This window comes from Streptomyces microflavus (genome assembly GCF_014650075.1).
Lineage (GTDB): Bacteria > Actinomycetota > Actinomycetes > Streptomycetales > Streptomycetaceae > Streptomyces > Streptomyces microflavus.
On sequence record NZ_BMUG01000012.1, the window covers coordinates 21,974 to 47,053 of the forward strand.

23 protein-coding genes are annotated in these 25,080 nt (G+C 73.1%); 7 read left to right on the forward strand and 16 right to left on the reverse strand.

The window, feature by feature from the left end:
- Positions 1-186: 186 nt before the first annotated feature.
- Together IE264_RS30600 and IE264_RS38175 are read right to left on the reverse strand one after the other, a co-directional pair.
- Positions 187-1,608 (reverse strand): metallophosphoesterase, encoded by a 1,422-nt coding sequence (locus IE264_RS30600; RefSeq protein ID WP_032756272.1) that lies wholly within the window; start codon positions 1,606-1,608, stop codon positions 187-189.
- Between the two features lie 33 nt (positions 1,609-1,641).
- Positions 1,642-1,887, reverse strand: a complete 246-nt coding sequence (locus tag IE264_RS38175; protein ID WP_015610857.1) for an SCO4848 family membrane protein — start codon at positions 1,885-1,887, stop codon at positions 1,642-1,644.
- Positions 1,888-2,020: 133 nt separating this feature from the next.
- On the opposite strand from IE264_RS38175, the gene IE264_RS30605 reads away from it, so the two are divergent.
- Complete coding sequence (locus tag IE264_RS30605) at positions 2,021-3,436, forward strand: D-alanyl-D-alanine carboxypeptidase family protein (RefSeq protein WP_032756273.1); 1,416 nt, start codon at positions 2,021-2,023, stop codon at positions 3,434-3,436.
- On the opposite strand, the gene IE264_RS30610 is transcribed toward IE264_RS30605, so the two are convergent.
- Positions 3,433-4,377: a YihY/virulence factor BrkB family protein gene (locus tag IE264_RS30610; protein ID WP_032756276.1), complete on the reverse strand. Its 945-nt coding sequence runs from the start codon at positions 4,375-4,377 to the stop codon at positions 3,433-3,435. The genes IE264_RS30605 and IE264_RS30610 overlap by 4 nt on opposite strands.
- Before the next feature lie 186 nt (positions 4,378-4,563).
- Here IE264_RS30610 and dprE1 point away from each other — a divergent pair, with 186 nt between their 5' ends.
- Complete coding sequence (dprE1, locus tag IE264_RS30615) at positions 4,564-5,940, forward strand: FAD-binding oxidoreductase (RefSeq protein WP_032756283.1); 1,377 nt, start codon at positions 4,564-4,566, stop codon at positions 5,938-5,940.
- Positions 5,941-6,000: 60 nt separating this feature from the next.
- Positions 6,001-6,756 (forward strand): decaprenylphospho-beta-D-erythro-pentofuranosid-2-ulose 2-reductase, encoded by a 756-nt coding sequence (gene dprE2, locus IE264_RS30620; protein WP_032756286.1) that lies wholly within the window; start codon positions 6,001-6,003, stop codon positions 6,754-6,756.
- A 16-nt stretch (positions 6,757-6,772) separates the two neighbouring features.
- Here the strand turns inward: dprE2 and IE264_RS30625 are convergent, their stop codons facing one another.
- Together IE264_RS30625 and trpS are read right to left on the reverse strand one after the other, a co-directional pair.
- The gene (locus tag IE264_RS30625) at positions 6,773-7,363 is read right to left on the reverse strand and encodes a 2'-5' RNA ligase family protein (RefSeq protein ID WP_015610852.1); all 591 of its coding nucleotides are present in this window, start codon (positions 7,361-7,363) and stop codon (positions 6,773-6,775) included.
- Between the two features lie 102 nt (positions 7,364-7,465).
- Entirely contained in the window at positions 7,466-8,458 is a 993-nt protein-coding gene (trpS, locus tag IE264_RS30630; RefSeq protein ID WP_032756525.1) for a tryptophan--tRNA ligase, read from the reverse strand.
- Positions 8,459-8,814: 356 nt separating this feature from the next.
- On the opposite strand from trpS, the gene rocD reads away from it, so the two are divergent.
- Complete coding sequence (rocD, locus tag IE264_RS30635; protein ID WP_015610850.1) at positions 8,815-10,020, forward strand: ornithine--oxo-acid transaminase; 1,206 nt, start codon at positions 8,815-8,817, stop codon at positions 10,018-10,020.
- Between the two features lie 19 nt (positions 10,021-10,039).
- Here the strand turns inward: rocD and IE264_RS30640 are convergent, their stop codons facing one another.
- A complete protein-coding gene (locus IE264_RS30640) occupies positions 10,040-11,227 on the reverse strand; it encodes a glutathionylspermidine synthase family protein (protein ID WP_032756289.1) in 1,188 nt (395 codons plus the stop codon).
- A 5-nt stretch (positions 11,228-11,232) separates the two neighbouring features.
- Positions 11,233-11,508: a hypothetical protein gene (locus IE264_RS30645; protein WP_032756527.1), complete on the reverse strand. Its 276-nt coding sequence runs from the start codon at positions 11,506-11,508 to the stop codon at positions 11,233-11,235.
- A 142-nt stretch (positions 11,509-11,650) separates the two neighbouring features.
- Here IE264_RS30645 and IE264_RS30650 point away from each other — a divergent pair, with 142 nt between their 5' ends.
- A complete protein-coding gene (locus tag IE264_RS30650) occupies positions 11,651-12,508 on the forward strand; it encodes a DMT family protein (RefSeq protein WP_032756530.1) in 858 nt (285 codons plus the stop codon).
- A gap of 52 nt (positions 12,509-12,560) precedes the next feature.
- On the opposite strand, the gene pdxR is transcribed toward IE264_RS30650, so the two are convergent.
- On the reverse strand, positions 12,561-13,961 hold the full coding sequence (gene pdxR, locus IE264_RS30655; RefSeq protein WP_032756291.1) for a MocR-like pyridoxine biosynthesis transcription factor PdxR: 1,401 nt from the start codon (positions 13,959-13,961) through the stop codon (positions 12,561-12,563).
- Between the two features lie 47 nt (positions 13,962-14,008).
- On the opposite strand from pdxR, the gene IE264_RS30660 reads away from it, so the two are divergent.
- Positions 14,009-14,542, forward strand: coding sequence for a carboxymuconolactone decarboxylase family protein (locus IE264_RS30660; protein WP_031127363.1), 534 nt, complete (start codon positions 14,009-14,011; stop codon positions 14,540-14,542).
- A gap of 64 nt (positions 14,543-14,606) precedes the next feature.
- Here the strand turns inward: IE264_RS30660 and IE264_RS30665 are convergent, their stop codons facing one another.
- From IE264_RS30665 to IE264_RS30695, 7 genes are all read right to left on the reverse strand, one after another.
- Positions 14,607-15,620: a serine/threonine kinase C-terminal domain-containing protein gene (locus IE264_RS30665; protein ID WP_032756295.1), complete on the reverse strand. Its 1,014-nt coding sequence runs from the start codon at positions 15,618-15,620 to the stop codon at positions 14,607-14,609.
- A gap of 3 nt (positions 15,621-15,623) precedes the next feature.
- The gene (locus IE264_RS30670; RefSeq protein WP_032756298.1) at positions 15,624-16,034 is read right to left on the reverse strand and encodes a hypothetical protein; all 411 of its coding nucleotides are present in this window, start codon (positions 16,032-16,034) and stop codon (positions 15,624-15,626) included.
- On the reverse strand, positions 16,031-17,917 hold the full coding sequence (locus IE264_RS30675) for an AbeC-like domain-containing protein (RefSeq protein ID WP_032756300.1): 1,887 nt from the start codon (positions 17,915-17,917) through the stop codon (positions 16,031-16,033). The genes IE264_RS30670 and IE264_RS30675 overlap by 4 nt, the downstream gene beginning before the upstream one ends.
- A 214-nt stretch (positions 17,918-18,131) precedes the next feature.
- Positions 18,132-19,121 (reverse strand): malate dehydrogenase, encoded by a 990-nt coding sequence (locus tag IE264_RS30680; RefSeq protein ID WP_015610841.1) that lies wholly within the window; start codon positions 19,119-19,121, stop codon positions 18,132-18,134.
- A gap of 250 nt (positions 19,122-19,371) precedes the next feature.
- Positions 19,372-20,583 (reverse strand): XRE family transcriptional regulator, encoded by a 1,212-nt coding sequence (locus IE264_RS30685; protein WP_190167735.1) that lies wholly within the window; start codon positions 20,581-20,583, stop codon positions 19,372-19,374.
- 443 nt (positions 20,584-21,026) lie between these two features.
- Positions 21,027-21,635 carry a DUF3017 domain-containing protein gene (locus IE264_RS30690; RefSeq protein ID WP_032756302.1) on the reverse strand — a complete coding sequence of 203 codons (609 nt, stop codon included), beginning with the start codon at positions 21,633-21,635 and terminating at the stop codon, positions 21,027-21,029.
- Positions 21,636-21,658: 23 nt separating this feature from the next.
- Positions 21,659-22,540, reverse strand: a complete 882-nt coding sequence (locus tag IE264_RS30695) for a bifunctional methylenetetrahydrofolate dehydrogenase/methenyltetrahydrofolate cyclohydrolase (protein WP_032756305.1) — start codon at positions 22,538-22,540, stop codon at positions 21,659-21,661.
- 219 nt (positions 22,541-22,759) lie between these two features.
- Between IE264_RS30695 and IE264_RS30700 the strand changes: the two genes are divergently transcribed.
- Entirely contained in the window at positions 22,760-23,410 is a 651-nt protein-coding gene (locus IE264_RS30700; protein WP_032756307.1) for an RDD family protein, read from the forward strand.
- Positions 23,411-23,491: 81 nt separating this feature from the next.
- Here the strand turns inward: IE264_RS30700 and IE264_RS30705 are convergent, their stop codons facing one another.
- Positions 23,492-25,021, reverse strand: a complete 1,530-nt coding sequence (locus IE264_RS30705; RefSeq protein WP_032756309.1) for a DUF2079 domain-containing protein — start codon at positions 25,019-25,021, stop codon at positions 23,492-23,494.
- Between the last annotated feature and the right edge of the window lie 59 nt (positions 25,022-25,080).

The following is a 25,080-nucleotide window of genomic DNA, read 5'->3' on the forward strand; positions in this document are numbered from 1 at the left end:
ACATCTGGAAGAGTAAATGGGGCGCTCACAGCCTTTTGTTGGACACGTTCGACGCAGCGTGTCCGAAAAGGCCGTTTCCCGCCTCCGACCTGCGGTTTTCCGTAGCGGAGCGTGACCTTACGGTGCAGTTTTGTTGAAGATCGCATGATCGCAACCGCAACGCATCCGGAGGCGGGAGGGCGGTTTCTAGGCCTGGCGCGAGGCGAGTTCGACGACGGTGATGTCGGCCGGGGCGCCGACCCGTACCGGCGGCCCCCAGGCGCCCGCTCCGCGGGAGACGAACAGCTGCGTGTCGCCGTACCGTTCGAGGCCGGCGACGGTCGGGTTGGCCAGCTCGGCGAGGTAGTTCCCCGGCCAGAGCTGTCCGCCGTGGGTGTGGCCGGAGAGCTGGAGGTCGACGCCGTGCTCGACGGCGTCGTGGATGACGACCGGCTGGTGCGCGAGGAGGACGGCGGCCCGGGAGCGGTCCCGGTCGCCGAGCGCGCGGACGAAGTCGGGGCCCTGGCCCTCGGTCTCACCCGCGATGTCGTTGACCCCGGCGAGGTCGAACCCGCCCAGTTCCACCCGGGCGTTCTCCAGCGGGATCAGCCCCAGTTCGCGGACGTGGTTCACCCACTGCTCCGCGCCGGAGAAGTACTCGTGGTTGCCGGTGACGAAGAAGCTGCCGTGCCGTGACCGCAGCCCGGCCAGCGGTTCGGCGGCGGAGCCGAGGTCGGCCACGGACCCGTCGACCAGGTCACCGACGACGGCGACCAGGTCGGGCGAGGTGGAGTTGATCGTGTCGACGATGCGCCGGGTGTGGGCGCGGCCGAGGATCGGGCCGATGTGGATGTCGCTGACCACGGCGATCCGGAAGCCGTGGGCGGCGCGGGGCAGTTTGGCGAGGGGCACGGTGATGCGCTTGACGCTCGGCCCGCTCAGCACGTTGTGGGTGCCGTACCCGACGGTGGCGAGCCCGGCGGCGGCTGCGGCGCCGCCGACGACCCGGGAGACGAAGAGCCGCCGGGAGGGGTGCGCGATTCCCGGGGCGGCGGCCGCCGTTTTCGCTTCCGTTTCCGCCCGCGCGGCTGCTTCCGCATCCCGCACCGCTTCCGCTTCCGCTTCCGCTTCCGGTTCGGCGGGCGGTGCGGTCGCCGGGGTCCGGTCGACCGGGGTGGCGGGGCGGGGCGGGCCCGCCGGGACGAGTTCTTCCGTACGGGGACGGGTTCCGTTCGCCGTCGCGGCCACGGTTCCTTCCGCCGCCGGGACGGAGGTTCCGGTTCCGGCCGTGGTCCGGGCGGCGGCGGCCGCATCGCGCCGGGCGAGCACCCGGCCCAGGAGCGGGCGGACGGCCTCGCCCACCAGCAGGGCCAGCGTCAGGTACAGCAGGGCGGCCAGCCACAGGAAACCCGGCCAGGCGAGCACCTGCTGGAGCCAGAAGGGCGCGCCGATCCGGCCGGAGGTCATGGCTCCCAGGCTCAGCAGGGGCAGTACGAAGGCGGCGACGGTGCCCACCCTGCGCAGTGTGCTGCCCGGTGCCGTCGTGTCACCGACGAACCGGCGCCACACATAGCGGTGCACACTCGCGAGCAGCGCCAATACCACGAGCGCCACCAGGACGAAGACCACTGCTGCCATCCGCGCTTACCCACGTTCCTGTCGTCATGCGCGCTCGTCGCGCAAAGCTCTGACGCCACGCAACCCGATCGCGCCGACCACCGTCCCCAGAAGAAAGGACGTGATGGCGAGCAGCAGGTGTACCCAGAAGTACCCGGTCGGCTCTCCCGCGTCGTCGAACGCGAGCCCGCTGCCGTCCTGCCACAGGTTCTTGACGAAAGTGATCCAGATGAACCAGCTCCACACCCCGAAGACGAGCAGGAACCAGGAGACGGGGCGGCTGAGCTTCATGGATCCAGTATCGCCGCCACCCTCCGGGCCCTTCGCCCGGGGTGGCGTCCGAAAGGGGCAGTCCCGGCCATCCCTCCGGCGGGTCAGCCGGTCGGGGTCCGCATCCACATCTTTGCCCTGTACTTTTTCGACCGTGCCTGCTCTGAAAAAGATCGCTTCGACGGTCATCTCCGCCGCCCTGCTGTCCGGTCTTGCCCTCACCCCCGCATTCGCGGCCGACAAGGACAAGCAGGACGACAAGCAGCCCAAGCCACCGAGCACGATGTCGAGCCTCGGCGGGGAGCAGCTCGCCAAGACGGGCCCCCAGGTCAACCTGGGACCGGGAGCACCCGTGCTGCCCAAGAAGCTGTCCGGCCGCTCATGGGTCGTCGCGGACGCGGAGAGCGGCGACATCCTGGCCGCGCACAACGCGCACTGGCGGCTGCCCCCCGCCTCCACCCTGAAGATGCTGTTCGCGGACACGGTCCTGCCCGCGCTCCAGCCCACCACCCTGACCCACACGGTGAAGGACAGCGACCTGGCGGGGGTCGGCGAGGGCAGCAGCCTGGTGGGCATCAAGGAGGACCACACGTACACGGTCCACGATCTGTGGCTCGGCGTCTTCCTGCGGTCGGGCAACGACGCGGTACACGTGCTCTCGGAGATGTACGGGGGCGTCCCCAAGACGGTGACGGCGATGCAGAAGCACGCCGAGGAGCTCCAGGCGCTGGACACGACGGTGGTTTCGCCGGACGGCTACGACGCCCCGGGGCAGGTCTCCAGCGCCTACGACCTGACGCTGATCGCCCGCAGCGGCATGCAGAAGAAGGACTTCCGCGAGTACGCGGCGACCGCGTCCGCCGACTTCCCCGGTGAGGAGAAGAAGGGGAAGAAGCGCGAGAGCTTCGAGATCCAGAACACCAACCGGCTGATCACCGGGGACAACGGCGTCGACCCGTACAAGGGCATCGCGGGCGTCAAGAACGGCTACACCACCCATGCAGGCAACACCTTCACCGGCGTCGCCGAGCGCGACGGCCGGGTGCTGCTGGTCACCGTCATGAACCCGTCGGCGGAGGAGAGCCACGCCGTCTACAAGGAGGCCGCCCACCTCCTGGACTGGGGCTTCGCCGCGAGCGGCAAGGTGACCCCGGTCGGTCAGCTGGTGCCCCCGAAGTCCGTGGACACCGGGAGCGCGAACGGCGGGAAGGGCGCCCAGCCGGCCGCCGGGGCGGACCAGGGCTCCGGGGGCCAGGCGAAGGCCGCGCACGCGGCGACGGCCGGGCAGGGCTCCGGCGGGGTCGGGATCGCGCTGGCGGTCGTCGGCGGCATGCTGGTGGTCCTGGCGGCCGGGGTGTTCCTGGTGAACCGGCGCTGGCCGGTGCCGGGCCTGACCCGCCGCACCCCGGCCACGGCCGATGCGACCGAGCCCGTCAAGCCCGCCGACCCGGCCGAGAAGGCCGAGCCGAAGGCTTCGGTCGGTGCGACCGAAACTGCCGAGTCGACCGAATCGGCAGGCCCGGCCGCCTCGGCCTCAGCCGGCCCGACCGCCCCGACCGAGAAGTCCTAGGCGCGGGTGGAGCCGCCGGGCGCCACGGCTCCGGCTCCATCCCCCGCCCCCGTCTCCGGCGCGTCCTCCGCCCGGCCCACGCCTTCCTCCGCCTTGCTGCCGGTCGCGGTCCAGGCGGCGCAGAACAGCAGCAGCTTCGCGGTGAAGTTGATCCACAGCAGCAGCGCGATCGGCACACCGAACGCGCCGTACATGCTCTTGCCCGCGACGTCCCTCATATAGCTGCCGAGCAGCAGCTTGAGCAGTTCGAAGCCGACCGCGCCGATCAGGGCTGCGACCACCAGTCGGCGCCGGGGCGGCTCGACCCCGGGCAGCAACGACAGCAGATAGAGCAGCAGCAGGAAGTCGGCGAGGACCGCCACCGCCAGCGCGGCCACCCGGAGCAGGACACCGCCCGCGCCGCCCTCGGGGATGCCGATGAGGTCGGCGGTCCAGCCGACGGCGGTCGAACCGGCCGTGGAGACCGCCAGGGTGGCGAGCGCCGCTCCCCCGAGGCCGACCAGCAGCACGGCGTCCTTGAGCTTGGCGACGACCGGGTTGGCCTCCTGGACGTCGTCCAGCTCCCAGACCGCGCGCAGGCACTCCCGCATCGAGCCGACCCAGCCGATGCCGGTGAACAGCAGCAGCGCACCGGCCACCAGACCGACCGTGCCCGCGTTGGCCACCAGACCGTCGATGCCGAGCTGGTCGGAGATGCCCGGCACCTGATCGGCGATCTTGTCCTTGATGGTGTCGAGCTGCTTGTCGCTCAGTAGCGCGGCCGCGACCGCCGCGCCGACCGCGATCAGCGGGAAGAGCGCCAGGAAGCTGATGAAGGTGATCGCGGCGGCGAGCCTGGCCCAGTGGACCCGGTCCAGCCGCTCGTAGGAGCGCCAGGCGTGCGTCGCCATCAGCCGGGAGACGAGCGGCCCGACGACGGGGAGTTTCTTGAGCCAGTCCATGGACCTACGCGTACCCTCCCGGGCCCGGAAAACCGGCGGACCGCACCGAGGACTCTTCCGGCCGCGTCCGGACGGAGTACGCGGCGCCCCGGTGCCCCACACTCCGTCACCCATTCCGGTGAGCGGTGTAACAAAGGGGACGAATAGGTTTTCCCGGACGATACGCCCGGGGCTACGGTCACGGGCATGTCCGTCGACACGGTGTCCTTGACCGGCTGGGGCCGCACCGCCCCGACCACCGCCGTACGGTTTCGCCCCCGTACGTACGAGGAAGCGGCTGCCGTGGTCCGGGGCCGCGGGCCCCGGGGCGCCATCGCCCGGGGGCTCGGGCGCGCGCCCGGTGACGCGGCGCAGAACGCGGGCGGCTCGGTGCTCGACATGACGGGCCTGGACCGCGTCCGCGCCCTGGACGAGGGGGCGGGAACGGTCCGCTGCGACGCCGGGGTGAGCCTGGAGCGGCTGCTGCGGATCCTGCTGCCGCGCGGCTGGTTCCTGCCGGTCGCGCCCGGGACCGGCAGGATCACCGTGGGCGGTGCGATCGCCTCCGACGTGCACGGCCGCGACCACCCGGGCGCCGGTTCCCTCGCCCGGCACGTCGACGCGCTGGAGCTCCTCACCGCCGACGGCGAGGTGCGTACGGTGACGCCCGGCACCGCTCTCTTCGACGCGACCACCGGCGGCCTGGGGCTGACCGGGGTGATCCTCGCCGCCACCCTCCGCCTGAAGCGCGTGGCCACCCCGTTGATCTCCGTCTCCACCGAGCGGGCCACGGACCTGGACGACCTGCTGGCCCGCTTCACGGCCGTCGGCGACCGGCCCGGCGGCCCCCAGTCGTACGCCTCCGCCTGGATCGACCTGCTGGCGCGGGGCCGGGCGACCGGGCGCGGGGTCCTCACCCAGGGGGAGCACGCGCCCCTCTCCGTGCTACCGGCGCACGCCCGGCGCACAATGCGCGCCCCGCGCACGGCGGAGTACGGCCGGAGGGACCCGTGGCCCGCCCTGCCGGCCCTCCCCGGCGGCCTGCTGGGCCGGACCTCCGCCGCCCTCCTCAACGAGATCCGCTACCGCGGCGCGCCCCGCTCCCGGACCGGTGAGCTGCGGACCGCCGCCGCCTTCTTCCACCCCCTGGACGCCCTGCCCGACGCGAACCGGCTGCACGGCCGCGCCGGGCTCGTGCGCTACCGGTTCACGGTCGGGTACGGGCAGGAGGAGGCCCTGCACCGCGTGGTGCGGCGGATCTCGGCGCGGCGGTGTCCCGCGTCCGGGGCCACGCTCCAGCGGTTCGGCGCCCCTTCGCCGGGGTGGCTGTCGTTCCCCGCACCCGGCTGGACGCTCGCCCTCGACCTGCCCGCCGCCCTGCCCGGCCTGGCCCGCTTCCTGGACGGGCTCGACGCGGAGGTGGCGGCGGCCGGGGGCCGGGTCTGCCTGGCGCAGGACTCCCGGACGCGCCCGGAGACGGCGGCCGCGATGTACCCCCGGCTCGGCGAGTTCCGGGAGCTGCGGGCGGAGCTGGACCCGACGGACGCGTTCCGCTCGGACCTGGCCCGCCGGCTCGGCCTGTGAACGGTCCCCATCGACGTACGCCTTTGTACTGCCGTTCCGCCCCCTGAAAAGGAGTGTTCCGTGAAGGACGCCTTCGGTGCCCCGCAGTCCCTGCTCGTCCTCGGCGGCACCTCCGAGATCGCCCTCGCCACCGCGCGCCGCCTGATCGCCCTGCGCACCCGCCGGGTCTGGCTGGCGGGCCGCCCCTCCCCGGCCCTGGAGGCGGCCGCCGTCGAGCTGCGCGACCGGGGCGCCGATGTGCGGACGGTCGCCTTCGACGCGCTGGATTCCGCCGCGCACGAGGAGGTGCTGGGCAAGGTCTTCGCCGAGGGCGACATCGATGTGGTGCTGATGGCGTTCGGGATCGCCGGGGACCAGGCGCGCGACGAGGAGGAGCCGGCGGCGGCGGTCCGGGTCGCCCAGACCAACTACACGGGGGCGGTCTCCGCGGGGCTGGTGTGCGCCGGAGCACTCCAGGCGCAGGGGCACGGTTCGCTGGTGGTGCTGTCCTCGGTGGCCGGGGAGCGCGCCCGGCGGGCGGACTTCATCTACGGCTCCAGCAAGGCCGGGCTCGACGCCTTCGCCCAGGGGCTCGGGGACGCCCTCCAGGGCACCGGCGTACAGGTGATGGTCGTGCGCCCCGGCGCCGTACGGACCCGGGGTGCGGCCGGGCAGCCGGAGCAGCCGCTCACCACCACCCCGGAGGAGGTGGCCGGGGCGATCGTGACGGGGCTGCGGCGGCGCTCGGAGACGGTGTGGGTGCCCGGTTCGCTGCGGGTGGTGATGTCGGCGCTGCGGCACGTGCCGCGCCCGCTGTACCGGCGGCTGCCGGTCTGAGGGCGCGGCGGGGTCTTCAGGGCCGCAGCGAAGGCGCGTCGATCGAGTAGCCGCCCTGGGCCGGGACGGCGGGCGTGGAGCCCCCGGCCCCGAACGGGAAGTCCCTGATCTTGCGCCAGACGGCGTCCGCGCCCTGTTCGTACAGGGCGAAGGAGCCGCAGGTCCAGGCCGCCTCGTAGTCGGCGAGCTCCGCGTACGCCCGGTCCATCGCCTCTTCGGAGATGCCGTGCGCCACGGTGACGTGCGGGTGGTACGGGAACTGGAGCTCGCGCACCAGCGGCCCGGAGGCGTCCCTGACCCGCTTCTGCAGCCAGGAGCAGGCCGAGGCCCCCTCGACGACCTGGACGAAGACCACCGGGGAGAGCGGCCGGAACGTGCCGGTCCCGGAGAGCCGCATCGGGAAGGGGCGGCCGGCCGTGGCGATCCTGTCGAGGTGCGCCTCGATCGCCGGCAGGTCGGCCGCCTCCGCCTCGGTCGGCGGCATGAGGGTGACGTGGGTGGGAATGCCGTACGCGGCGGGATCCCCGAAGCTCGCGCGCCGCTCCTGGAGCAGGCTGCCGTAGGGCTCCGGGACCGCGATCGAAACGCCGAGCGTTACGGTCCCCACGTCGTTCTCCTCAATCGTCGATGGTCGGTTTCCGGCCTTGCGCCGCGACCTGCCGCCGCAAGTGTGGCCCCTTCGGCCGTGATCTCGCCAGAGTCCTTGGACTCAGTGCTTCGCGGGCAGGAAGCCCATCCGGTCGTACGTCTGCGCCAGGGTCTCGGCGGCGACGGCCCTGGCCTTCTCCGCTCCCTTGGCCAGGATGGAGTCCAGCGTCTCCGGGTCGTCCAGATATTCCTGGGTGCGGAGCTGGAAGGGGGTGACGAATTCCACCATGGCCTCGGCCAGGTCGGTCTTCAGCGCACCGTAGCCCTTGCCCTCGTACTTCCGTTCCAGATCCTCGATCGTGCTGCCGGAGAGGGTGGAGAGGATCGTGAGCAGGTTGCTGACGCCCGGCTTCTTCTCCTCGTCGAAGCGGACCACCGTGTCGGTGTCGGTGACCGCGCTCTTCACCTTCTTCGCCGTGGCCTTCGGGTCGTCGAGGAGGTTGATGAGCCCCTTCGGCGTGGAGGCCGACTTGCTCATCTTGACCGCCGGGTCCTGGAGGTCGTAGATCTTCGCCGTCTCCTTGAGGATGTACGGCGCCGGGATGGTGAACGTCTGCCCGAACCGGCCGTTGAACCGCTCCGCGAGGTCGCGGGTCAGCTCGATGTGCTGGCGCTGGTCCTCGCCCACCGGGACCCGGTTGGCCTGGTAGAGCAGGATGTCGGCGACCTGGAGGACCGGGTAGGTGAAGAGGCCGACGGTGGCGCGGTCGGCGCCCTGCTTGGCGGACTTGTCCTTGAACTGCGTCATCCGGGAGGCCTCGCCGAAGCCGGTGAGGCAGTTCATCACCCAGCCGAGCTGGGCATGCTCGGGCACATGGCTCTGGACGAAGAGCGTGCACCGCTCCGGGTCCAGGCCGGCCGCGAGCAGCTGCGCCACGGCGAGCCGGGTGTTGGCCCGCAGCTCGGCGGGGTCCTGCGGCACCGTGATCGCGTGCAGGTCCACGACCATGTAGAAGGCGTCGTGGGTCTCCTGCAGCGCCACCCACTGGCGCACCGCGCCCAGGTAGTTGCCGAGGTGGAACGAGCCGGCGGTGGGCTGGATCCCGGAGAGCACACGCGGACGGGCGGGCACGCCGGTGCGGCCCGTCTGCGGCTGGTCGGTGGAGAGCGCGGGGCGATCAGAGGCCATGGGCCCATTGTCTCAGGTGCGGGGGCGATCTCCGGCAGCCGGTGCGGGGCGCAGCGGGGGCGCACCCGCTCGGGTGCGGGGTCCGGGGACGCCCCGGGAGCGCGCGCCTGAGACGAAGACCACATTCCGGCCGCCGGAGCGCGCGGGCGGGCGCGGGATCGGCACGGGGAAGCGCACGCGGGCGGGCGCGCCGGAGAGTGAAGGTTTCCCTGCGCCGGATGCGACCGACGATACAAAGTGGGCACCACCCCCGCCCACGCCGTACGACGAACGGAGATCCCGTGTCCGCCACGGAAACCGCCATCGCCTCCGCCGAGGCGCACAGCGCGCACAACTACCACCCGTTGCCGGTCGTCGTGGCCTCGGCGGAGGGTGCCTGGATGACCGATGTCGAGGGGCGCCGCTACCTCGATCTGCTCGCCGGGTACTCGGCGCTCAACTTCGGCCACGGCAACCGCCGGCTGATCGACGCGGCCAAGGCCCAGCTGGAGCGGGTGACGCTGACCTCCCGGGCCTTCCACCACGATCGGTTCGCCGATTTCTGTACGCGGCTCGCCGAGCTCTGCTCCATGGAGATGGTGCTGCCCATGAACACCGGGGCGGAGGCCGTGGAGACGGCGGTGAAGACCGCCCGTAAGTGGGGCTACCGGGTCAAGGGCGTCCCGGACGGGATGGCGAAGATCATCGTGGCCTCGGACAACTTCCACGGCCGCACGACGACGATCATCAGCTTCTCCACGGACCCGGAGGCGCGGGCCGACTACGGCCCGTACACCCCGGGGTTCGAGATCGTGCCGTACGGGGACCTCACCGCGCTCCGGGAGGCGATGACGGAGAACACCGTGGCGGTGCTGATCGAGCCGATCCAGGGCGAGGCCGGGGTGCTGGTGCCGCCGGCCGGCTATCTGCCCGGGGTGCGGGAGCTGACCCGGGAGCGGAACGTGCTCTTCATCGCGGACGAGATCCAGTCGGGTCTCGGGCGTACCGGGAAGACGTTCGCGTGCGAGCACGAGGGCGTGGTGCCGGACATGTACGTGCTGGGCAAGGCGCTCGGCGGCGGGGTGGTGCCCGTGTCGGCCGTCGTGTCGTCGGCGGACATCCTCGGCGTGTTCAAGCCGGGCGAGCACGGCTCCACCTTCGGCGGGAACCCGCTGGCGTGCGCGGTGGCGCTGGAGGTGATCGCGATGCTGCGGACCGGCGAGTACCAGGAGCGCGCCGCCGAGCTGGGCGACCATCTGCACCGGGAGCTGGGGCTGCTGGCCGGGGGCGGCGCGGTGGAGGCGGTACGCGGCCGGGGGCTGTGGGCGGGTGTCGACATCGCGCCCGCCCTGGGCACCGGCCGGGAGATCTCCGAGCGGCTGATGGAGGAGCGGGTGCTGGTGAAGGACACCCATGGCTCCACGATCCGGATCGCGCCGCCGCTGGTGATTTCCAAGGAGGACCTGGACTGGGGTCTTGACCGGCTGCGGGCGGTGCTCAGCGCCTGAGCCCTTCAGGGAAAGGGGGTCAGAGGATGACGTGGGGCAGGAAGCGGGCGTACTCGTCCGTGACCGGCCCCGCCGATTCCCGGATGCCGAGCCCGGCCGCCTCGTCCTCCACGACCCAGGCCCCGAGCACCACCCGGTTGCCGTCGAAGTCGGGCAGCGGCGCCAGCTCCTGGTAGCAGCACGGCTCGTCGCGCGGGACCGCCGGGGAGCCGGGGCCGTGCAGGTCGACCCCGGCGCCCTCGCGGCCGAGCAGCGGCTTGGAGACGTACCCCGCCCCGCCGGGTCCGGCCAGCTCCCGGGGGCCGTCGAGGTAGGCGGGGAGCAGGTTGGGGTGGCCCGGGTAGAGCTCCCACAGGACCGCCAGGAGCGCCTTGTTGGAGAGCAGCATCTTCCAGGCGGGCTCGATCCAGCAGGTGGTGCCGGAGCCGCCGCCGTTGTCGAGGGTGTCCAGCACCTGCGGCCCGAAGCGGTCCGTGGTCAGCCACTCCCACGGGTAGAGCTTGAAGCAGCTGCGGATGAAGCGGAGCCGGTCGTCGACGAACCGGCCGCTCAGCCGGTCCCAGCCGATCTCCTCCACCGAGAGCGCCTCGGTCTCCAGTCCGGCCTGGGCGGCGGTCTCGCGCAGGTACGCGACCGTCATCAGGTCCTCGCCGGCCTCGTCGCCCTCCGAGTGGACGAAGTGCAGCGGGCCGGGCGGCAGCAGGGGTGCCTGGCGCTTCCAGGCGTCGACCAGCCGCTCGTGCAGGGAGTTCCACTGGTCGGCGCCGGGGAACCGCTCCTCCATCCAGAACCACTGCGGACTGGCGGCCTCCACCAGAGAGGTCGGGGTGTCGGCGTTGTACTCCAGCATCTTCGCCGGGCCGCTCCCGTCGTACCGCAGGTCGAACCGCCCGTACAGGGAGGGCAGTTCGTCGCGGCGACGCCAGGACTCGGCGACCAGGGAGACCAGGCGCGGATCGGTGATGGAGAGGTCGGCGAAGCGGTCGTGCTCGACGATGTGCGCGGCGGCGGCCAGGCACATCGTGTGCAGCTCCTCCACGGTCTCCTCCAGCGCCTCCACCTCGGGCAGCGAGAAGACGTAGTAGGCGCTCTCGTCCCAGTAGGGGCGCAGCGACCCGTCCGGGTAGCGGGTGAGCGGGTAGACGAGCCCCTGGGACTCGACGGTCTCCTGCCAGCCGGGGCGCGGCGCGATGGTGCGGCGCTCCACCGGGCTCAGCCTCCGCCGGACTTGGTGCAGCCGAAGCCGCCCCGGTCGACCGCCGACTTGTCGAAGCTGCCGCCCTGGACCTTGCCGTCGCCGCTCTTGCCGCCGCCGTAGTAGTACGAACCGCTGCCGCCGCTGCGGCACTCGGAGCTCGGCAGGGTCCTCTGGGTCGTCCGGTCGGCGCACCGCCGGTCGGGTTCCGATCCGCAGGACGTGATCGTCAGGGCGAGCAGCCCCATCCCGCCGAGCACGACCGTGCTCGACCTCAACCTCCGCTTGGCCATGTCCGGTTCTCCCCCGTGGTACCTGATCCGGCCCGGCACCCCGTTCATCACCGGACCTCTTGTCAGACTAGTTCGACGGTCGGCCGGATCGGAACCCACGAGGCGAACCGCCGCCCGGTACATTCCTTTTGTGCTTCTCGGGATGATCTGTGCGCTCGGTGCCGCCCTCTGCTACGGGACGGCCTCCGTCCTCCAGGCGATCGCCGCGCGGGCCGCCGCCCGGCCGGATTCCGGTGCGGGTGTGGATCCCGCGCTGCTGCTGCGGGCGGTGCGGCAGTGGCGTTACGTGGCCGGACTCGCCCTGGACGGCCTGGGTTTCGTGCTCCAGATCGTGGCGCTGCGCTCGCTGCCGATCTACGCCGTGGGTGCGGCGCTCGCCGCGTCCCTCGCGGTCACGGCGGTGGTCGCGGCCCGGCTGCTGGCGGTCCGGCTGAGCTCCACTGAGTGGGCGGCGGTGGCGGTGGTCTGCGCCGGGCTCGGGATGCTGGGACTGGCATCGGGCGCGGAGGGCGACCTGCCGGGCCCGGCGTGGCTGCCGTGGGCGACGATCGCCGCCGCGCTGGGGGTGCTGGTGCTCGGCGCGGTGGGCGGGCGGCTGCCGATGCGGGGGCGGGCGCTGGCGCTGGGCCTGGGGGCCGGGTTCGGCTTCGGGGTGGTGGAGGTGGCGGTGCGGCTGGTCGACGACGTGTCGCCGGGGGCGCTGGTGCGGAACCCGGCGGTGTACGGGCTGCTGCTGGGCGGGGCGGCGGCGTTCCTGCTGCTGACGTCGGCGCTGCAGAAGGGGTCGGTGACCACGGCGACGGCGGGGATGGTGCTCGGCGAGACGGTGGGCCCGGCGCTGGTGGGGGTGGTGTGGCTGGGCGACGGGACCCGGGCGGGGCTGGGGTGGCTGGCGGTGACCGGTTTCGCGGTGGCGGTGGCGGGGTCGCTGGCTCTGGCCCGTTTCGGCGAGGCGCCGGAGGCGGAGGCGGAGCCGGAGCCGCAGGCGGATCGCCCTTAGGCCCTGTCCGGATGCCCTGCGGGCCCTGCCCCCGGATCACCCTTGCGCCCTGTTACGGCAGCACCCGGCACAACGCGTCCAGCGCCCCCGCCCAGGCGCTCTCCGACGGGGAGCCGTAGCCGATGACCAGCGCGTCGCGCCCGGCCGGGGCATCGGGGTGCCGGTAGGTGGCGAGGCCGTCCAGCCGCAGGCCCTGGAAGGCCGCCGCCTGGACCACCGAACGCTCGGTGCCCGCCGGGAGTTCGAGGACCGCGTGCAGCCCGGCCGCGATACCGCTGACCTCGATGCCCGGCGCGCGTTCGGCGAGCGCCGCCACGAGCTGGTCGCGGCGGCGCCGGTAGCGCAGCCGCATGGAGCGCACATGCCGGTCGTACGCCCCCGAGGCGATGAACTCCGCGAGCGTCAGCTGGTCGAAGGCGCCGGACATCCAGTCGGACGCGCCCTTCGCCGCCACGACCTCCCCCACCAGCCCCCGGGGCAGCACCATCCAGCCGAGGCGCAGGCCGGGGGCGAGCGACTTGGAGGCGGTGCCGAGGTAGACCACCCGTTCGGGGTCCAGGCCTTGGAGGGCGCCCACGGGCTGGCGGTCGTACCGGAACTCCCCGTCGTAGTCGTCCTCCAGGATCAGCCCGCCGGTGGAGCGGGCCCAGTCGACGGCGGCGGCCCGCCGGTCCGGGTGGAGGGGTACGCCGGTGGGGAACTGGTGCGCCGGGGTCAGCAGGACCGCCCCCGTACCGCGCATCGCGGCCAGCTCCCCGGTCCGCGAGCCGAGGTGGTCCAGCGCCAGGCGGGGGGTGTTCAGACCGGTGCCGGTGAGGAGGTCGCGGTGCAGGTCGAGACCGTACGACTCGACGGCGAGGTCCCGCACCCGGCGGCGGCGCAGGACCGTGCCCAGCAGCATCAGCCCGTGGACGAAGCCGGAACAGATCACGATGCGTTCCGGGTCGGCGTGGACCCCGCGCGAGCGGGCCAGGTACTCGGCCAGCACCGTGCGCAGCTCGACGCGCCCGCGCGGGTCGCCGTAGTCGAGCGCCTCGTCGGGCGCCGCGGTGAGCGCCTTGCGGGCGGCCCGGAGCCAGGCGGTGCGCGGGAAGGACGACACGTCCGGGGAGCCCGGCTTCAGGCTGTGGCCGGTGCGCGGGCGGGCCGGCCGGGTGCGGGCCGCCACCGGGTCCGCCCGGCGCGGCGCCGACCGCTGCGCGACCCGGGTCCCCGAACCCTGGCGGGCGGTGAGCCAGCCCTCGGCGACCAGTTCGGCGTAGGCGTCGGCCACCGTGTTGCGGGCGATGCCCAGGTCGGCGGCGAGCGCCCGGGAGGACGGCAGCCGGGTGCCGGGGGTCAGCCGCCCGCTGCGCACCGCCTCCCGCAGGGCCTCCATCAGCCCGCTGCGCAGCCCCGTACCGACCGGCTCCAGATGCAGGTCGGCGCCGAAAGTGGCCCAGGAATCCGTCATGGGAATGGACCATACCGGGGTGCCACCGGGCCCGTAACGTCGATGGCATGACGACGACACCCGCACACACCCACACCCACGCAGCCACCGGCACCGATGCCCCGTACGCCCCCGAGCACCCCGCCCGGATGCCCTGGGCGCAGCTGGCCCCCGAGGTCTACAAGGCGATGGTCCGGCTCGACGCCGCCTCCCGGAAGGGGCTCGACCCGCTGCTGCTGGAGCTGGTGAAGGTCCGGGCCTCGCAGCTCAACCGGTGCGCGCTCTGCCTGGACATGCACTCCAAGGACGCCATCGCCGCGGGCGAGAGCGTCGAGCGGATCATCCAGCTGAGCGCCTGGGACGAGTCGCGGCACTTCTACACGGAGAAGGAGATCGCGGCGATCGAGCTGACCGAGGCCATCACCGTCCTGACCGACGGGTTCGTCCCGGACGAGGTGTACGCGCGGGCCGCCGAACACTTCGAGGGCGCCGAACTGGCCCAGCTGATCGCCGCGATCACGGTGATCAACGCCTGGAACCGCTTCGGGGTCGCCACCCGCCAGGTCCCCGGCCACTACACTCCCGGCGACCTCAAGCACTGACCGCTCCGGAGCACCGACCGCTCCGGCCGGAAGGGCTCCGGCCGGAAGGGCTCCGGCCGCTCGGTCAGAAGGGGCTGTCGTACGGGTCGAAGTGCGTCACGGCGGTGGAGAGGATCTCCTCGTGGCGCGGCCACTGCTCGTCGGGGGCGGCCACCAGCACCGCGTAGAGGCGGCCGTCCGACGCGGTGAAGACCCGCTCGGCGACCTGGCGGCGGCCGCCGGAGTCCTCGCTGTCGTACGCGTACACCAGCTCGGCGGCCTCGCCACCGAGCGGGTTGTCGACGGCGCCGATGCGGACCTCCTCGAAGCCGGGGCTCACACTGCGGTCCTCCGAGGCCGCGCGCACCGCCTCCAGGGCGGTGATGCCGGGCTCGGACACCCGGAAGACCTGGAGCAGTTCGCTGGAGCCGAAGGGCTTGTAGAACACCCCGCCGGTGTCCCGCGTGCGGACGCCCCACTCCTCGGGCACCGCGATCCGGAAACCCTCCTCGTCGTCCTGGGTGACGAAGCCGGGCGGCGGATCCCCGGCGTCCGGGGACCCGGTGCCGGTGGCGCCGGAGGGTTCGGACGCGTCGTCCCCGGTGCCGTCGGGAAAGCCGGTGTCCGGGTCGCCGTCCGGGGCGGCCGGGTCGGTGGCCTCCTCGGCCGGGGCGCTCGCCGTACGGCCCCGGGCGTCGTCCCGGCCGCCGTCATCACCACCTCCGCCGACCGTGAACCAGAGCGCCGCCGCACCGGCCGCGAGCACGGCCACGGCGAGCCCGGCGGTCAGCGGGGTGATCCGCTCCCGCACCGTCCGGGAAGCGGTCGCCGGCCCGTGGGTCCCGGTGATGTTGTTGTACGGGCCCGGCGGCCCCTGCACGACATAGGGCCCGGTCTCCACGTACGGGTCGGGGACCGTGGGGACCACCGGCGACGCGGCGGTGTCCTCCGGCGACGCGGCCGGGGACCCCTGCGGCATGGGCGGCACCACCGGGGCGGCGGAGGGCGGCGGGGGCGGCGGCGGGGTGTAGGCGCGCCGCGGCCCGGTCTCCCAGCTCTGGGTCTCGTCGTTCCAGCGCACCCCGCCGCCCCCGGTCATCGGTCAGCCTCCCAGCAGGGCGCGCAGCGCCTCGGCCACCGCGACACCGGACGCCAGGGTTCCGGTGAGCGCCCCGGCGGCGGTCAGGGCCTCCTGGAGGCGGGCCAGGCGGCCCGGCGCGGCTCCGCCCGCCGTCTCGATCTCGTCCGCCACCGAGACCAGTTCGGCGTCCAGCACCTCCGTGGTGTCGGAGGCGACGAACCGGGCGAGGTCGGCGCGGAGTTCCTGCACAGCCCGCAGCAGTTCGGCCTGGGACTCGTCGGCGGGTCCGGCGTGCTGGTGCTGGGTGACGGTGTTGTGGTCGCCGACGGCGAAGGCGCTGCCGGTCACCGAACCGATGTGCACGGTGCGCTGCGGCTGCCGGCCGTCGGGGGTCGGGCCGGAGGTCGGTCCGGAGGTCGGTCCGGAGGTCATTTCTCTCCTGCTTTCCGCTGGGGGCCCGGGGCCGCGGCGGGGCCGCTCCCGGGGCCGGGGCTCTTCGTGGCGCCGGGGGCCTTCCCGCCGGCCGGGCCCTTCTTCGCGCCGGGGGCGGCCGGGCCGGCCGGGGCCGTCGGGCCGGAGCGCCTGATGTCGTTGTGGTCGCCGATGCCGATCGCGCTGTCCTTCGCGGACTCGATGAACACACCGCCCGCACCGATGTTGACGATCTTCTGCTCGAACTCGTCGGTCTCGTAGCCGGCTTCGCGCAGGGCGAGCCGGACTCCGGCGTTCACCCGGTCCTCGATGCTCTTCAGATACCGGTTGATGTCCATGTCCTGGAAGAGCGAGGCCTCTTCGTCGGCGCCCAGCTCCCGGACGGAGAACGCGGGCCCCTCGGCCAGCGCACCGCTGTTCCCGGCGGTGAGCAGCTTCCAGCCGCTCGCCACGCCTCGGCCCAGGGTGACGACGGAGCGCGCCAGCGAGGCCGGGGTGCGGGTCAGCGCCCAGACCGCCTTGCCGAACCAGTTGTTGTTGCGGTGCCGGTGGGCGGCCCGGTCGGCGTCGCGGAACAGCGGGTGCACCGGCATCAGGACGTGCGGGGCCACCTCCAGCATCAGCATCCCGCCCTGGGTGTGGACCCGGACGAAGACCGTGACGACGACCTCCTCGTTCCAGCCGCCGACCCGGATGCGCAGGAAGTGCCGCCGACCCTCGCCGCCCTCCTCGACGGCGCGGCCGCGGTGTTCCTCGAACGCCCCGGGACCGTACGGGGCGCTCTCGCGCCGGGGCAGGCCGGCCACCGGCAGGAAGACGCACTCGTCGACCACCAGTTCGCGCAGCCGGTCCCGGACGGCGGCCGCGCCCTCGGCGGAACCGTGCGAGGAGGGCACCCGCAGGCCCTCCAGCAGCGGCACGATCCGGCGCAGGATCCGGGCGTTGTCGAGTGGCTCGGCGGGGCCCTCCTTGCTGGGCCGGAGCTCGACGGTGAGGTTCCACGTGCCGTAGGGCGTGCCCATTCCGCAGAACGGGTTCCGCTCGCCGTACAGGATGACGGGGGCGTGCTGCTCCAGCCGGATGCGCTGCTGGAGCCGCCGGAAGCGGTCGCCCGCCGCGTGCTCGGCCTGGTCGGCCGCGAGGTCGGGGAAGTTCTTCCGGGACAGCTCGTCGGTCATCACCCGGGCGAACTGGCCGCGCTGGAGGCCGACCAGGCCCGCGATGACGGCGAGGAAGAAGAGGACCGCCCAGGCGGCCCCCGTGGCGGACCCTCCGGAGAGACTGCCGGTGATCAGGGCGAAGCCCAGGTCGGAGGCGTCCGGCAGGGTGTCGGAGAAGCCGTCGGACCCGGAGGCCCCCGGGCCGTACGAGCCGGAGAACTCGTCCGGGTCGGATTCACCGCCGAACAGGCCGAAGGCCGAGGCCAGCACCCAGAGCCCGACGAGGAGCAGGAAGAGCCGCCCGTACCAGCGCATGAGGAACGCGGCGGCCCGCCGGTACACCGGGGGGTTGGGCGCGGAGCCCCGGATCCAGGGCGCGAGGGCGAGCAGGACGCACGGGAAGAACAGCGCCCCGATGACGCCCCCGGTCAGGACGGCGCCGAGCAGCCAGGCCGCCAGGATGCCCGCCGCCCACGCCAGTTCGGTGCGGCGGGCGCGCAGGGCGTGGGCGAGGACCCGGGCGGCGTCGAAGCCCGTCGACGGGGCGACGACGCACTGCTCCTGGACGTACAGCTGGTCGATGACCGCGTCCCGGTAGCCGTCGTGCAGATGGACCCCGGCGCACAGCAGCCTGCTCGCCTCGCTGACGGAGGGGTGCACGGGCGGTTTCCCGAGCAGATCGTCCTGGCCCTGCGACGGCCGCGGCACGGCACTCCCGGTCACCGGCTCCTCTTTCCCCTGATGCGTCGCGCCGGCCACGGTCCTGCGGGGCCGAAGATCGAAAGGGGCCAATGTAAGCGAGGCGGGGGCTGCCCCGGGAGTCGATTGTCGGCCATCTCGATCCGGGCGGGAGGCCTGGCGGAAACCGGGCGGAAAAACGCCGAAGCGCCCCCGTCGGCGTGGCCGGTGGGGGCGCTTCGTCTGCCGCGGGTGCGGATCAGATGAGGCCGAGCTCGCGGACCGCGTCGCGCTCCTCGGTGAGCTCCTTGACCGACGCGTCGATGCGCGTACGGGAGAACTCGTTGATGTCCAGGCCCTGGACGATCTCGTACTTCCCGTCCTTCGTGGTGACCGGGAAGGAGGAGATGATGCCCTCGGGAACGCCGTAGGAGCCGTCCGACGGGATACCCATCGAGGTCCAGTCGCCCTCGGCGGTGCCGTTGACCCAGGTGTACACGTGGTCGATGGCGGCGTTGGCGGCCGAGGCGGCCGAGGACGCGCCACGGGCCTCGATGATCGCGGCGCCGCGCTTGGCGACGGTCGGGATGAAGGTGTCGCCCAGCCATACCTCGTCGTTGACGACCTCGGCGGCGTTCTTGCCGGCGATCTCCGCGTGGAAGATGTCCGGGTACTGGGTGGCCGAGTGGTTGCCCCAGATCGTCAGCTTCTTGATGTCGGAGACGGCGGCACCGGTCTTGGCGGCCAGCTGCGAGATCGCGCGGTTGTGGTCCAGACGGGTCATCGCGGTGAAGCGCTCGGCCGGTACGTCCGGGGCGGCTGCCTGCGCGATGAGCGCGTTGGTGTTGGCCGGGTTGCCGACGACGAGGACCTTGATGTCGTCCGCGGCGTTGTCGTTGATGGCCTTGCCCTGCGGCTTGAAGATGCCGCCGTTGGCGGCGAGCAGGTCGCCGCGCTCCATGCCCTTGGTACGCGGGCGGGCGCCGACGAGCAGGGCCACGTTCGCTCCGGCGAAGCCGACGTTCGGGTCGTCGGTGATCTCGATGCCCCGCAGCAGCGGGAAGGCGCAGTCGTCGAGCTCCATCGCGGTGCCCTCGGCGGCCTTGAGGCCCTGCGGGATCTCCAGGAGGCGCAGGTTGACCGGCACGTCCGGGCCGAGCAGGTGGCCGGAGGCGATGCGGAAGAGCAGCGCGTAGCCGATCTGGCCGGCAGCGCCGGTCACGGTGACATTCACGGGAGTGCGGGTCATGGCGGTCTCCGTAGACAGCTGGCGGTGGGGGTCCCGGCCCCTGGTGCCGGACCCTGGTGCGGGAGATCCCTTCGCGCCCGAGCAATCTTGACGTGAAGAGATATCCGGCGGCCAGGCTATCGGACCCGGAGGGGGCGGGCCGCCCGGCCCCCTGTGGCACCGCACACAGCCGGTCACACACCGCACGCGGGGCGCCCGCTACCTGCGGGTCACACGGGACAGCCCTACCTGGTGCCGCGCGGGAGAGCCCTTATGCGGTGCACCCCTCCGTGCCCGAGGTGAGCGTCGCGCAGGCCTTGGCGTCGGCAGCCTTCTTCACCGCGACCATCGGCGTGTACGCCTCCGTGACCGCGACCGCGCCGTTCTGGTCGTCCGCCGCCGCGCCGCCGGTGATCGTCACGGTGTCGCCGACCCCCGCCTCGGTGAGCCGGGCCCAGGCGGCGGAGCAGACCTCGCTGTACCGGACCTCGACCCGGGCACCGCCGACCTGGGCGGTGGAGACCGTACGGGCGTAGTCGCCGCCGCATCCCATCTCGTCGGGGTTCTGGCCGGCGCAGTCGGCGCCCTGGCACTCGACGCCGACGGGCAGTTCGGGGGCGGGCGCCTCGGTCGAGGGGGCGGGTGTGGGGGTGGCCGCCGGGGGCGGGGTGGCCTTGGCGGGCTCGTCGCCGCTGGGCGCGAGCATCACGGCGCCGACGATGACGACCAGGGCTCCGGCCGCGCCGACGGCGAGCATGATCGCCTTGCTGCGGCCGCCGGATGGCCGCCCCTCGGCGCCGCCGCTCCGCTTCGCGTCGGCCCGCCGCCCGCCCTGCCGCTGCTGCGGGACCGGGGGGACGGTGCCGCGCTGTGCGGGGACGAAGGGGGCGCGTCCGTCGGTGCGGTGGGCATCGGTGCCGTACGCGTCGTGGGCGTCGGCCCCTTGGCCGCCGCGGCGTTCGCCGTCCGGTCCCTGCCGGTCGGCCCCGTAGCCGTCGGAGCCGTAACCGTCCAGCCCGTGGCCGTCGGGTCCGTAGCCGTCCGGTCCGGTCGCGGTGGAGCCGCGCGGGGCGGAACCGGCCGCGCTGTGCCGGCCGCCGGCGGCCCGGCCGGGGCCGCCGCTCCTGCCGCCCGCCGCCGGGTCGCTCGCGCCGAGCGCCTCGCGCGCCTGGGTGATGCGGATGGCCTCGATCGTCATGTCGTGGCGCATCTCGGCCCGGCTCCAGGCCCGCTCGGCCAGCTCCCACATGGTCGTGAGGTGGTGCTGCGGGGTGCTCGTCACATCGGCGAGGGCCACGACGGCGCGGCGCGGGGGGAGCAGCCGGCCGTTGAGATACCGCTCCCAGGACGTCTTGCTGAACCCCGTGCGGTCGGCCACCGCGTTGATGTTCAGCCCGCTGCGGTCCACGAGCCTGCGCAGCTGGCTCGCGAACTCCCTGATCTGCGGGTCGAGTTCTTCGGGCAGTGCCTTCCAACGAGGCATGGCGTCGTTCCCCCCTTGTCATCCCCCGGTGCATCCCCGGACGTGCTTCCTGTGCCCCCGCTGCGGCCGGTCCCGCCGGCCGGTGCGTCCCCCGGACCGGTCAGCTGTTCGTCCGTTGCGCCGTGCCAGTCTGCCATCGTTGCGCGGCGATCACACCGTGCCGGAATGGTCACTTCCGTGCCACAGGCCCCGGGGGAACCTTGTAGCGGCCTTCCGTGTCCATGACGCTTGAGCCGGGACGGGGCAAGGCCGCTCACTCCGCCGCATCTCGGGGCTGGCACCCCGCAGGCCCCGAACCGTGCCGTCCGTCCCTCCTCGGGGGTGGGGACGGGCGCCCCGGGCGGGCACCTCCTGACGAGTGCCCGCCCGGGCCCCGGGGCCTGCCGTTCCCACGGACCGGCCGAACCTGACCGCTCTCACGGACCGGCAGGGCCTGGGCCGCTCTAACGGATCGTGAAGCGGACCGCGTCCTCCAGGATCGGGACGTCCAGCCACGGCTTCGGCTGCGCGACCAGCGCGAGCAGCACGATGAGGGTGCCCATCAGCCCGTACGTCACCAGGTCGGTGAAGCGGGACCGCACCGCGAGCATGCCCACCGACGGCACCACCCAGCGCAGCACCGCTCCGGCGATCAGCGCCGCGCCGATCAGGATGGTGCCGATGCGGAACGCCTCGGCGAACGGGTCCAGGGCCACGATCAGCAGGCCGGCGCCCGCCGTGCAGAGCACGGTGAGCAGGGGCCACTGCCGGGCCGGGGCGGGCGCGTCGCCCGGGGCGGCCCGGCCGCCGCCCTCGGGGCGGGCGGTGTCCCGCGTGAAGAGCGGGAACCGCCGGGACCTGCGGGGCGCCGCCGCCTCACCGCCCGGCTCGGCGGAGGTGGCACCGCTGGCCGGCTCTCCGGCCTCGGACCCGCTCACCGGCCGTCCGGCCTCGGCCCCGCCGTCCGCCTCCGTGTTCCCGGTCGCCGTGGAGCCGCCCTCCGCGGCGGAATCCGGCCCGTCGGCTTCCCGGCCCGCCGAGGCGGGGTCGGCCGGACTCGTACCAGCACCCATGGCGTTCCCTCCGGATCCGGCCGTCAGCCCGCGGCAGCCGCGTCGGCGGCCTCGGCCGCGGTCCGCTCGGCCGCCTCGACCACGTTGACCAGCAGCTGGGCGCGGGTCATCGGGCCGACGCCGCCGGGGTTCGGGGCGACCCAGGCCGCCACCTCGCGGACCCCCGGGTGCACATCGCCGACGATCTTGCCGTTCTCGTCCCGGCTGACGCCGACGTCGAGCACGGCCGCGCCCGGCTTGACGTCCTCGGGCTTGATCAGGTGCTGCACCCCGGCGGCGGCGACGATGATGTCGGCCTGGCGCAGGTGCGAAGAGAGGTCCCGGGTGCCGGTGTGGCACTGGGTCACCGTGGCGTTCTCCGACTTGCGGGTCAGCAGCAGCGGGATCGACCGGCCGATGGTGACACCGCGTCCGACGACCACGACGTGCGCCCCGTCGATCTCCACACCGTGCGCGCGGAGCAGCTGGACGACGCCCTGCGGGGTGCAGGGCAGCGGGCCGGTCTCGTTGAGGACGAGGCGGCCGAGGCTCATCGGGTGCAGCCCGTCGGCGTCCTTCTCCGGGTCCATCAGCTCCAGGACCCGGTTGGTGTCGATGCCCTTGGGCAGCGGCAGCTGCACGATGTACCCCGTGCACTCCGGGTCGGCGTTGAGCTCCCGTACAACCTCCTCGATCTCCTCCTGGGTGGCGGTGTCGGGGAGTTCGCGCTGGATGGAGCCGATGCCGACCTCGGCACAGTCGCGGTGCTTGCCGTTCACGTACCAGCGGCTGCCCGGGTCGTCCCCGACGAGCAGGGTTCCGAGGCCGGGAGTGATCCCCTGCGCCTTGAGGGCCGCCACACGGACGGTCAGATCGGATTTGATCGCGGCAGCGGTGGCCTTGCCATCGAGAATCTGGGCAGTCATGGACCCATCCTCGCGGATGACCCCGCCCGCATACCAATTGCCTGTGCCTGGCCTGTGGCCGAGATTGCACTTGCACAACGTCCTCCGCCCCGGACTGGACAAACGCGGGTCGCGCTTATAACGATGAAGGCCGCGGTTGTACGGGGGGCGGGCCGCTGAACGTCGTCCTTCCTCCGTGTGGCCATCCGTCCCCACACGCCAGTTGAAGGAACACCCCATATGAGCTTCGGCGACCCCAACAACCCGTACGGGCAGCAGCCCGGCCAGCCTCCCCAGGGACCGCCGCAGGGACAGCCCGGTTACGGGTATCCGCAGCAGGCTCCGCAGGGCGTCCCGCAGCAGGGGTACGGCTATCCGCAGCAGCAGCCGGGGTACCCGCAGCAGACTCCGGGCTATCCGCAGCAGCCCGGCCAGCCCTACGGCGGCGGCTACCCGCAGGGGCAGCCCGGTTACGGCGGAGGTATGCCGGAGCTGGCGCACTGGGGCCTTCGGGCGGGCGGGCTGATCATCGACGGCCTGATCATCGGCGCCCCGTACCTCCTCTTCGCCGGTATCGGCGGCGCCATGGGGGACGCGGCGGGTGGCTTCATCGTCCTGATCGGCCTTCTCCTGTTGATCGGCCTCTCCCTCTGGCAGCTGTACCAGGAGGGCACCACCGGCCAGACGATCGGCAAGAAGGCCGTGGGCATCCGCGTGCTGCGCGAGGCCGACGGCCGCCCGCTGGGCTTCGGCATGGCCTTCGTGCGCCGCCTGGCCCACTTCCTGGACAGCATCGCCTGCTACATCGGGTGGCTGTGGCCGCTGTGGGACGAGAAGAAGCAGACGTTCGCGGACAAGGTCTGCTCGTCGGTGGTCATCCGCTCCAAGTGACCCGAGCCGCTCGGCGCTCGCTTCGAAGGCCGCACCCGTCCACCGGGTGCGGCCTTCGCGCGTACGGGCCCGGGGCCGGGCTCACTCCCCCCGTACGCCCGGGATCCCGGCCGGCTCCGGCGTCGTACGCTCCATCACCACGAAGCTGCCGCCCCGGTGCTTGAGCTGGTAGCGCGCCTCGGGGTGGAGCTGCTCGGCGTACGCCACCGGGTCCTGGATCGGGCGTGACCAGCCGAAGTCCAGGTTGATGGCGACGATGTCCGGGGCGGTGCCCGGCGCGCCCCCGATCCAGTAGACGGTCCGGTCGGAGGTGAGGTGGGCCATGAGGGTGATGTCCGTCTCGACCCGCGCCCCGGCCGGGATCGCCTTCAGCGCCGCGCGGGCCATGTCGGTGCGCGCGTCGGTGCTGTACGTGTCCGGGCGCAGCAGGTCGCGCAGCGGCAGGTGCTGGGTCATCGCCACGGCGATCGCGACGGAGACGGGGACGGCGACCTTCGCGTACGAGGCGAGCCAGGGTCGGTGCGATCCGCGGCTGCGGCGGACGCCGTCGGCCATCGCCAGGAAGAGCACGGGCATCAGGATCGCGCTGTAGTGCCAGACCATGCCCCAGTGGTTGCTGTCCTGCGAGAGCAGCCGCCAGCCGAGCGTGGGGACGATCAGCAGCGTCAGCGGCGAACGCAGCGCCATGAACGCGGTGATGCCGACCAGGAAGACCAGCATCTCGATCTTGACGGAGGAGTTCAGGACGCCGAGGAGGGAGTCCACCATCGAGACGTCCTGCTCGCCCTTCTTGTCGATCTTCTGCCAGTAGTCGTACGTGCCCGCGCTGCTGGCCGCCGGGATGAGGACCATGAGGGTGACCACGAAGGCGGCCACTCCGAACGCGGCGAGCAGCGCGCCCTGGAGGCGGCGCCCGTAGACAAAAAGCAGGAAGCCGACGACCGCGACGGTGGCGCCGAGGTCCTCCTTGACCAGGACCAGCGGCAGCGACCAGAGGAGCGCGGCCGTCCACCGCTTCAGGAGCAGCGCCCGGCAGACGAGGGCGAGCAGCGGGACGGCGAAGGCGATCTCGTGGAAGTCGGCCTTCACCGCCTCCTGGATGCCCCAGGAGAGCCCGTACGCGACGGTGACGCAGAGCCCTGAGCGGCCGCCGAGGAGCTGCTGGGTGGTCCGGCCGACGACGACCGCGCCCAGCGCGAAGAGCGCGGCCTGGGCGAAGAGCAGGGCCTCGGCCGAGGGCCAGAGCCAGTACAGCGGGGCCAGCAGCGCGACGATCGGGGAGAAGTGGTCGCCGAGGATCAGATAGCCGGGGCCCTTGATGTCGACGACCGGGGCCCTGAGGTCCGCGTACGCCCGTACCTCCTGCTCGAAGATCCCGAGGTCCCAGGAGGGCGAGCCGAACCGGCTGTACTGGAGGTAGGAGTAGAGGAAGTAGAGCCCGCAGAGGATCGCGGCGACGATCACGTACGGGCGCAGGGGCACGCGTTCGGCGGCGGTGGCGGCGTCCGGGGCCGGGGAACCGTCCGCCGGGCGGGCGTCGGGCCCGGCGCCCTGGGCGGGCAGCCGCCCCGGTCCCGGCCGGTCCGTTCCACTCTTGTTCAGCTCAAGCACGGTGACTGCCCCCGCTAGGGATTCCTGCTGTTCTTCGGATACGGCCGCTCATCGGATAC

Excerpts from the sequence above, each read along its gene's own strand:
- IE264_RS38175 (WP_015610857.1), bottom strand. The coding sequence starts at position 1,887 with ATGAAGCTCAGCCGCCCCGTCTCCTGGTTCCTGCTCGTCTTCGGGGTG.
- IE264_RS30610 (WP_032756276.1), bottom strand. The coding sequence starts at position 4,377 with ATGGACTGGCTCAAGAAACTCCCCGTCGTCGGGCCGCTCGTCTCCCGG.
- dprE1 (WP_032756283.1), top strand. The coding sequence starts at position 4,564 with ATGTCCGTCGACACGGTGTCCTTGACCGGCTGGGGCCGCACCGCCCCG.
- IE264_RS30645 (WP_032756527.1), bottom strand. The coding sequence starts at position 11,508 with ATGGCCAAGCGGAGGTTGAGGTCGAGCACGGTCGTGCTCGGCGGGATG.
- IE264_RS30650 (WP_032756530.1), top strand. The coding sequence starts at position 11,651 with ATGATCTGTGCGCTCGGTGCCGCCCTCTGCTACGGGACGGCCTCCGTC.
- pdxR (WP_032756291.1), bottom strand. The coding sequence starts at position 13,961 with ATGACGGATTCCTGGGCCACTTTCGGCGCCGACCTGCATCTGGAGCCG.
- IE264_RS30660 (WP_031127363.1), top strand. The coding sequence starts at position 14,009 with ATGACGACGACACCCGCACACACCCACACCCACGCAGCCACCGGCACC.
- IE264_RS30665 (WP_032756295.1), bottom strand. The coding sequence starts at position 15,620 with ATGACCGGGGGCGGCGGGGTGCGCTGGAACGACGAGACCCAGAGCTGG.
- IE264_RS30670 (WP_032756298.1), bottom strand. The coding sequence starts at position 16,034 with ATGACCTCCGGACCGACCTCCGGACCGACCTCCGGCCCGACCCCCGAC.
- IE264_RS30680 (WP_015610841.1), bottom strand. The coding sequence starts at position 19,121 with ATGACCCGCACTCCCGTGAATGTCACCGTGACCGGCGCTGCCGGCCAG.
- IE264_RS30685 (WP_190167735.1), bottom strand. The coding sequence starts at position 20,583 with ATGCCTCGTTGGAAGGCACTGCCCGAAGAACTCGACCCGCAGATCAGG.
- IE264_RS30690 (WP_032756302.1), bottom strand. The coding sequence starts at position 21,635 with ATGGGTGCTGGTACGAGTCCGGCCGACCCCGCCTCGGCGGGCCGGGAA.
- IE264_RS30695 (WP_032756305.1), bottom strand. The coding sequence starts at position 22,540 with ATGACTGCCCAGATTCTCGATGGCAAGGCCACCGCTGCCGCGATCAAA.
- IE264_RS30700 (WP_032756307.1), top strand. The coding sequence starts at position 22,760 with ATGAGCTTCGGCGACCCCAACAACCCGTACGGGCAGCAGCCCGGCCAG.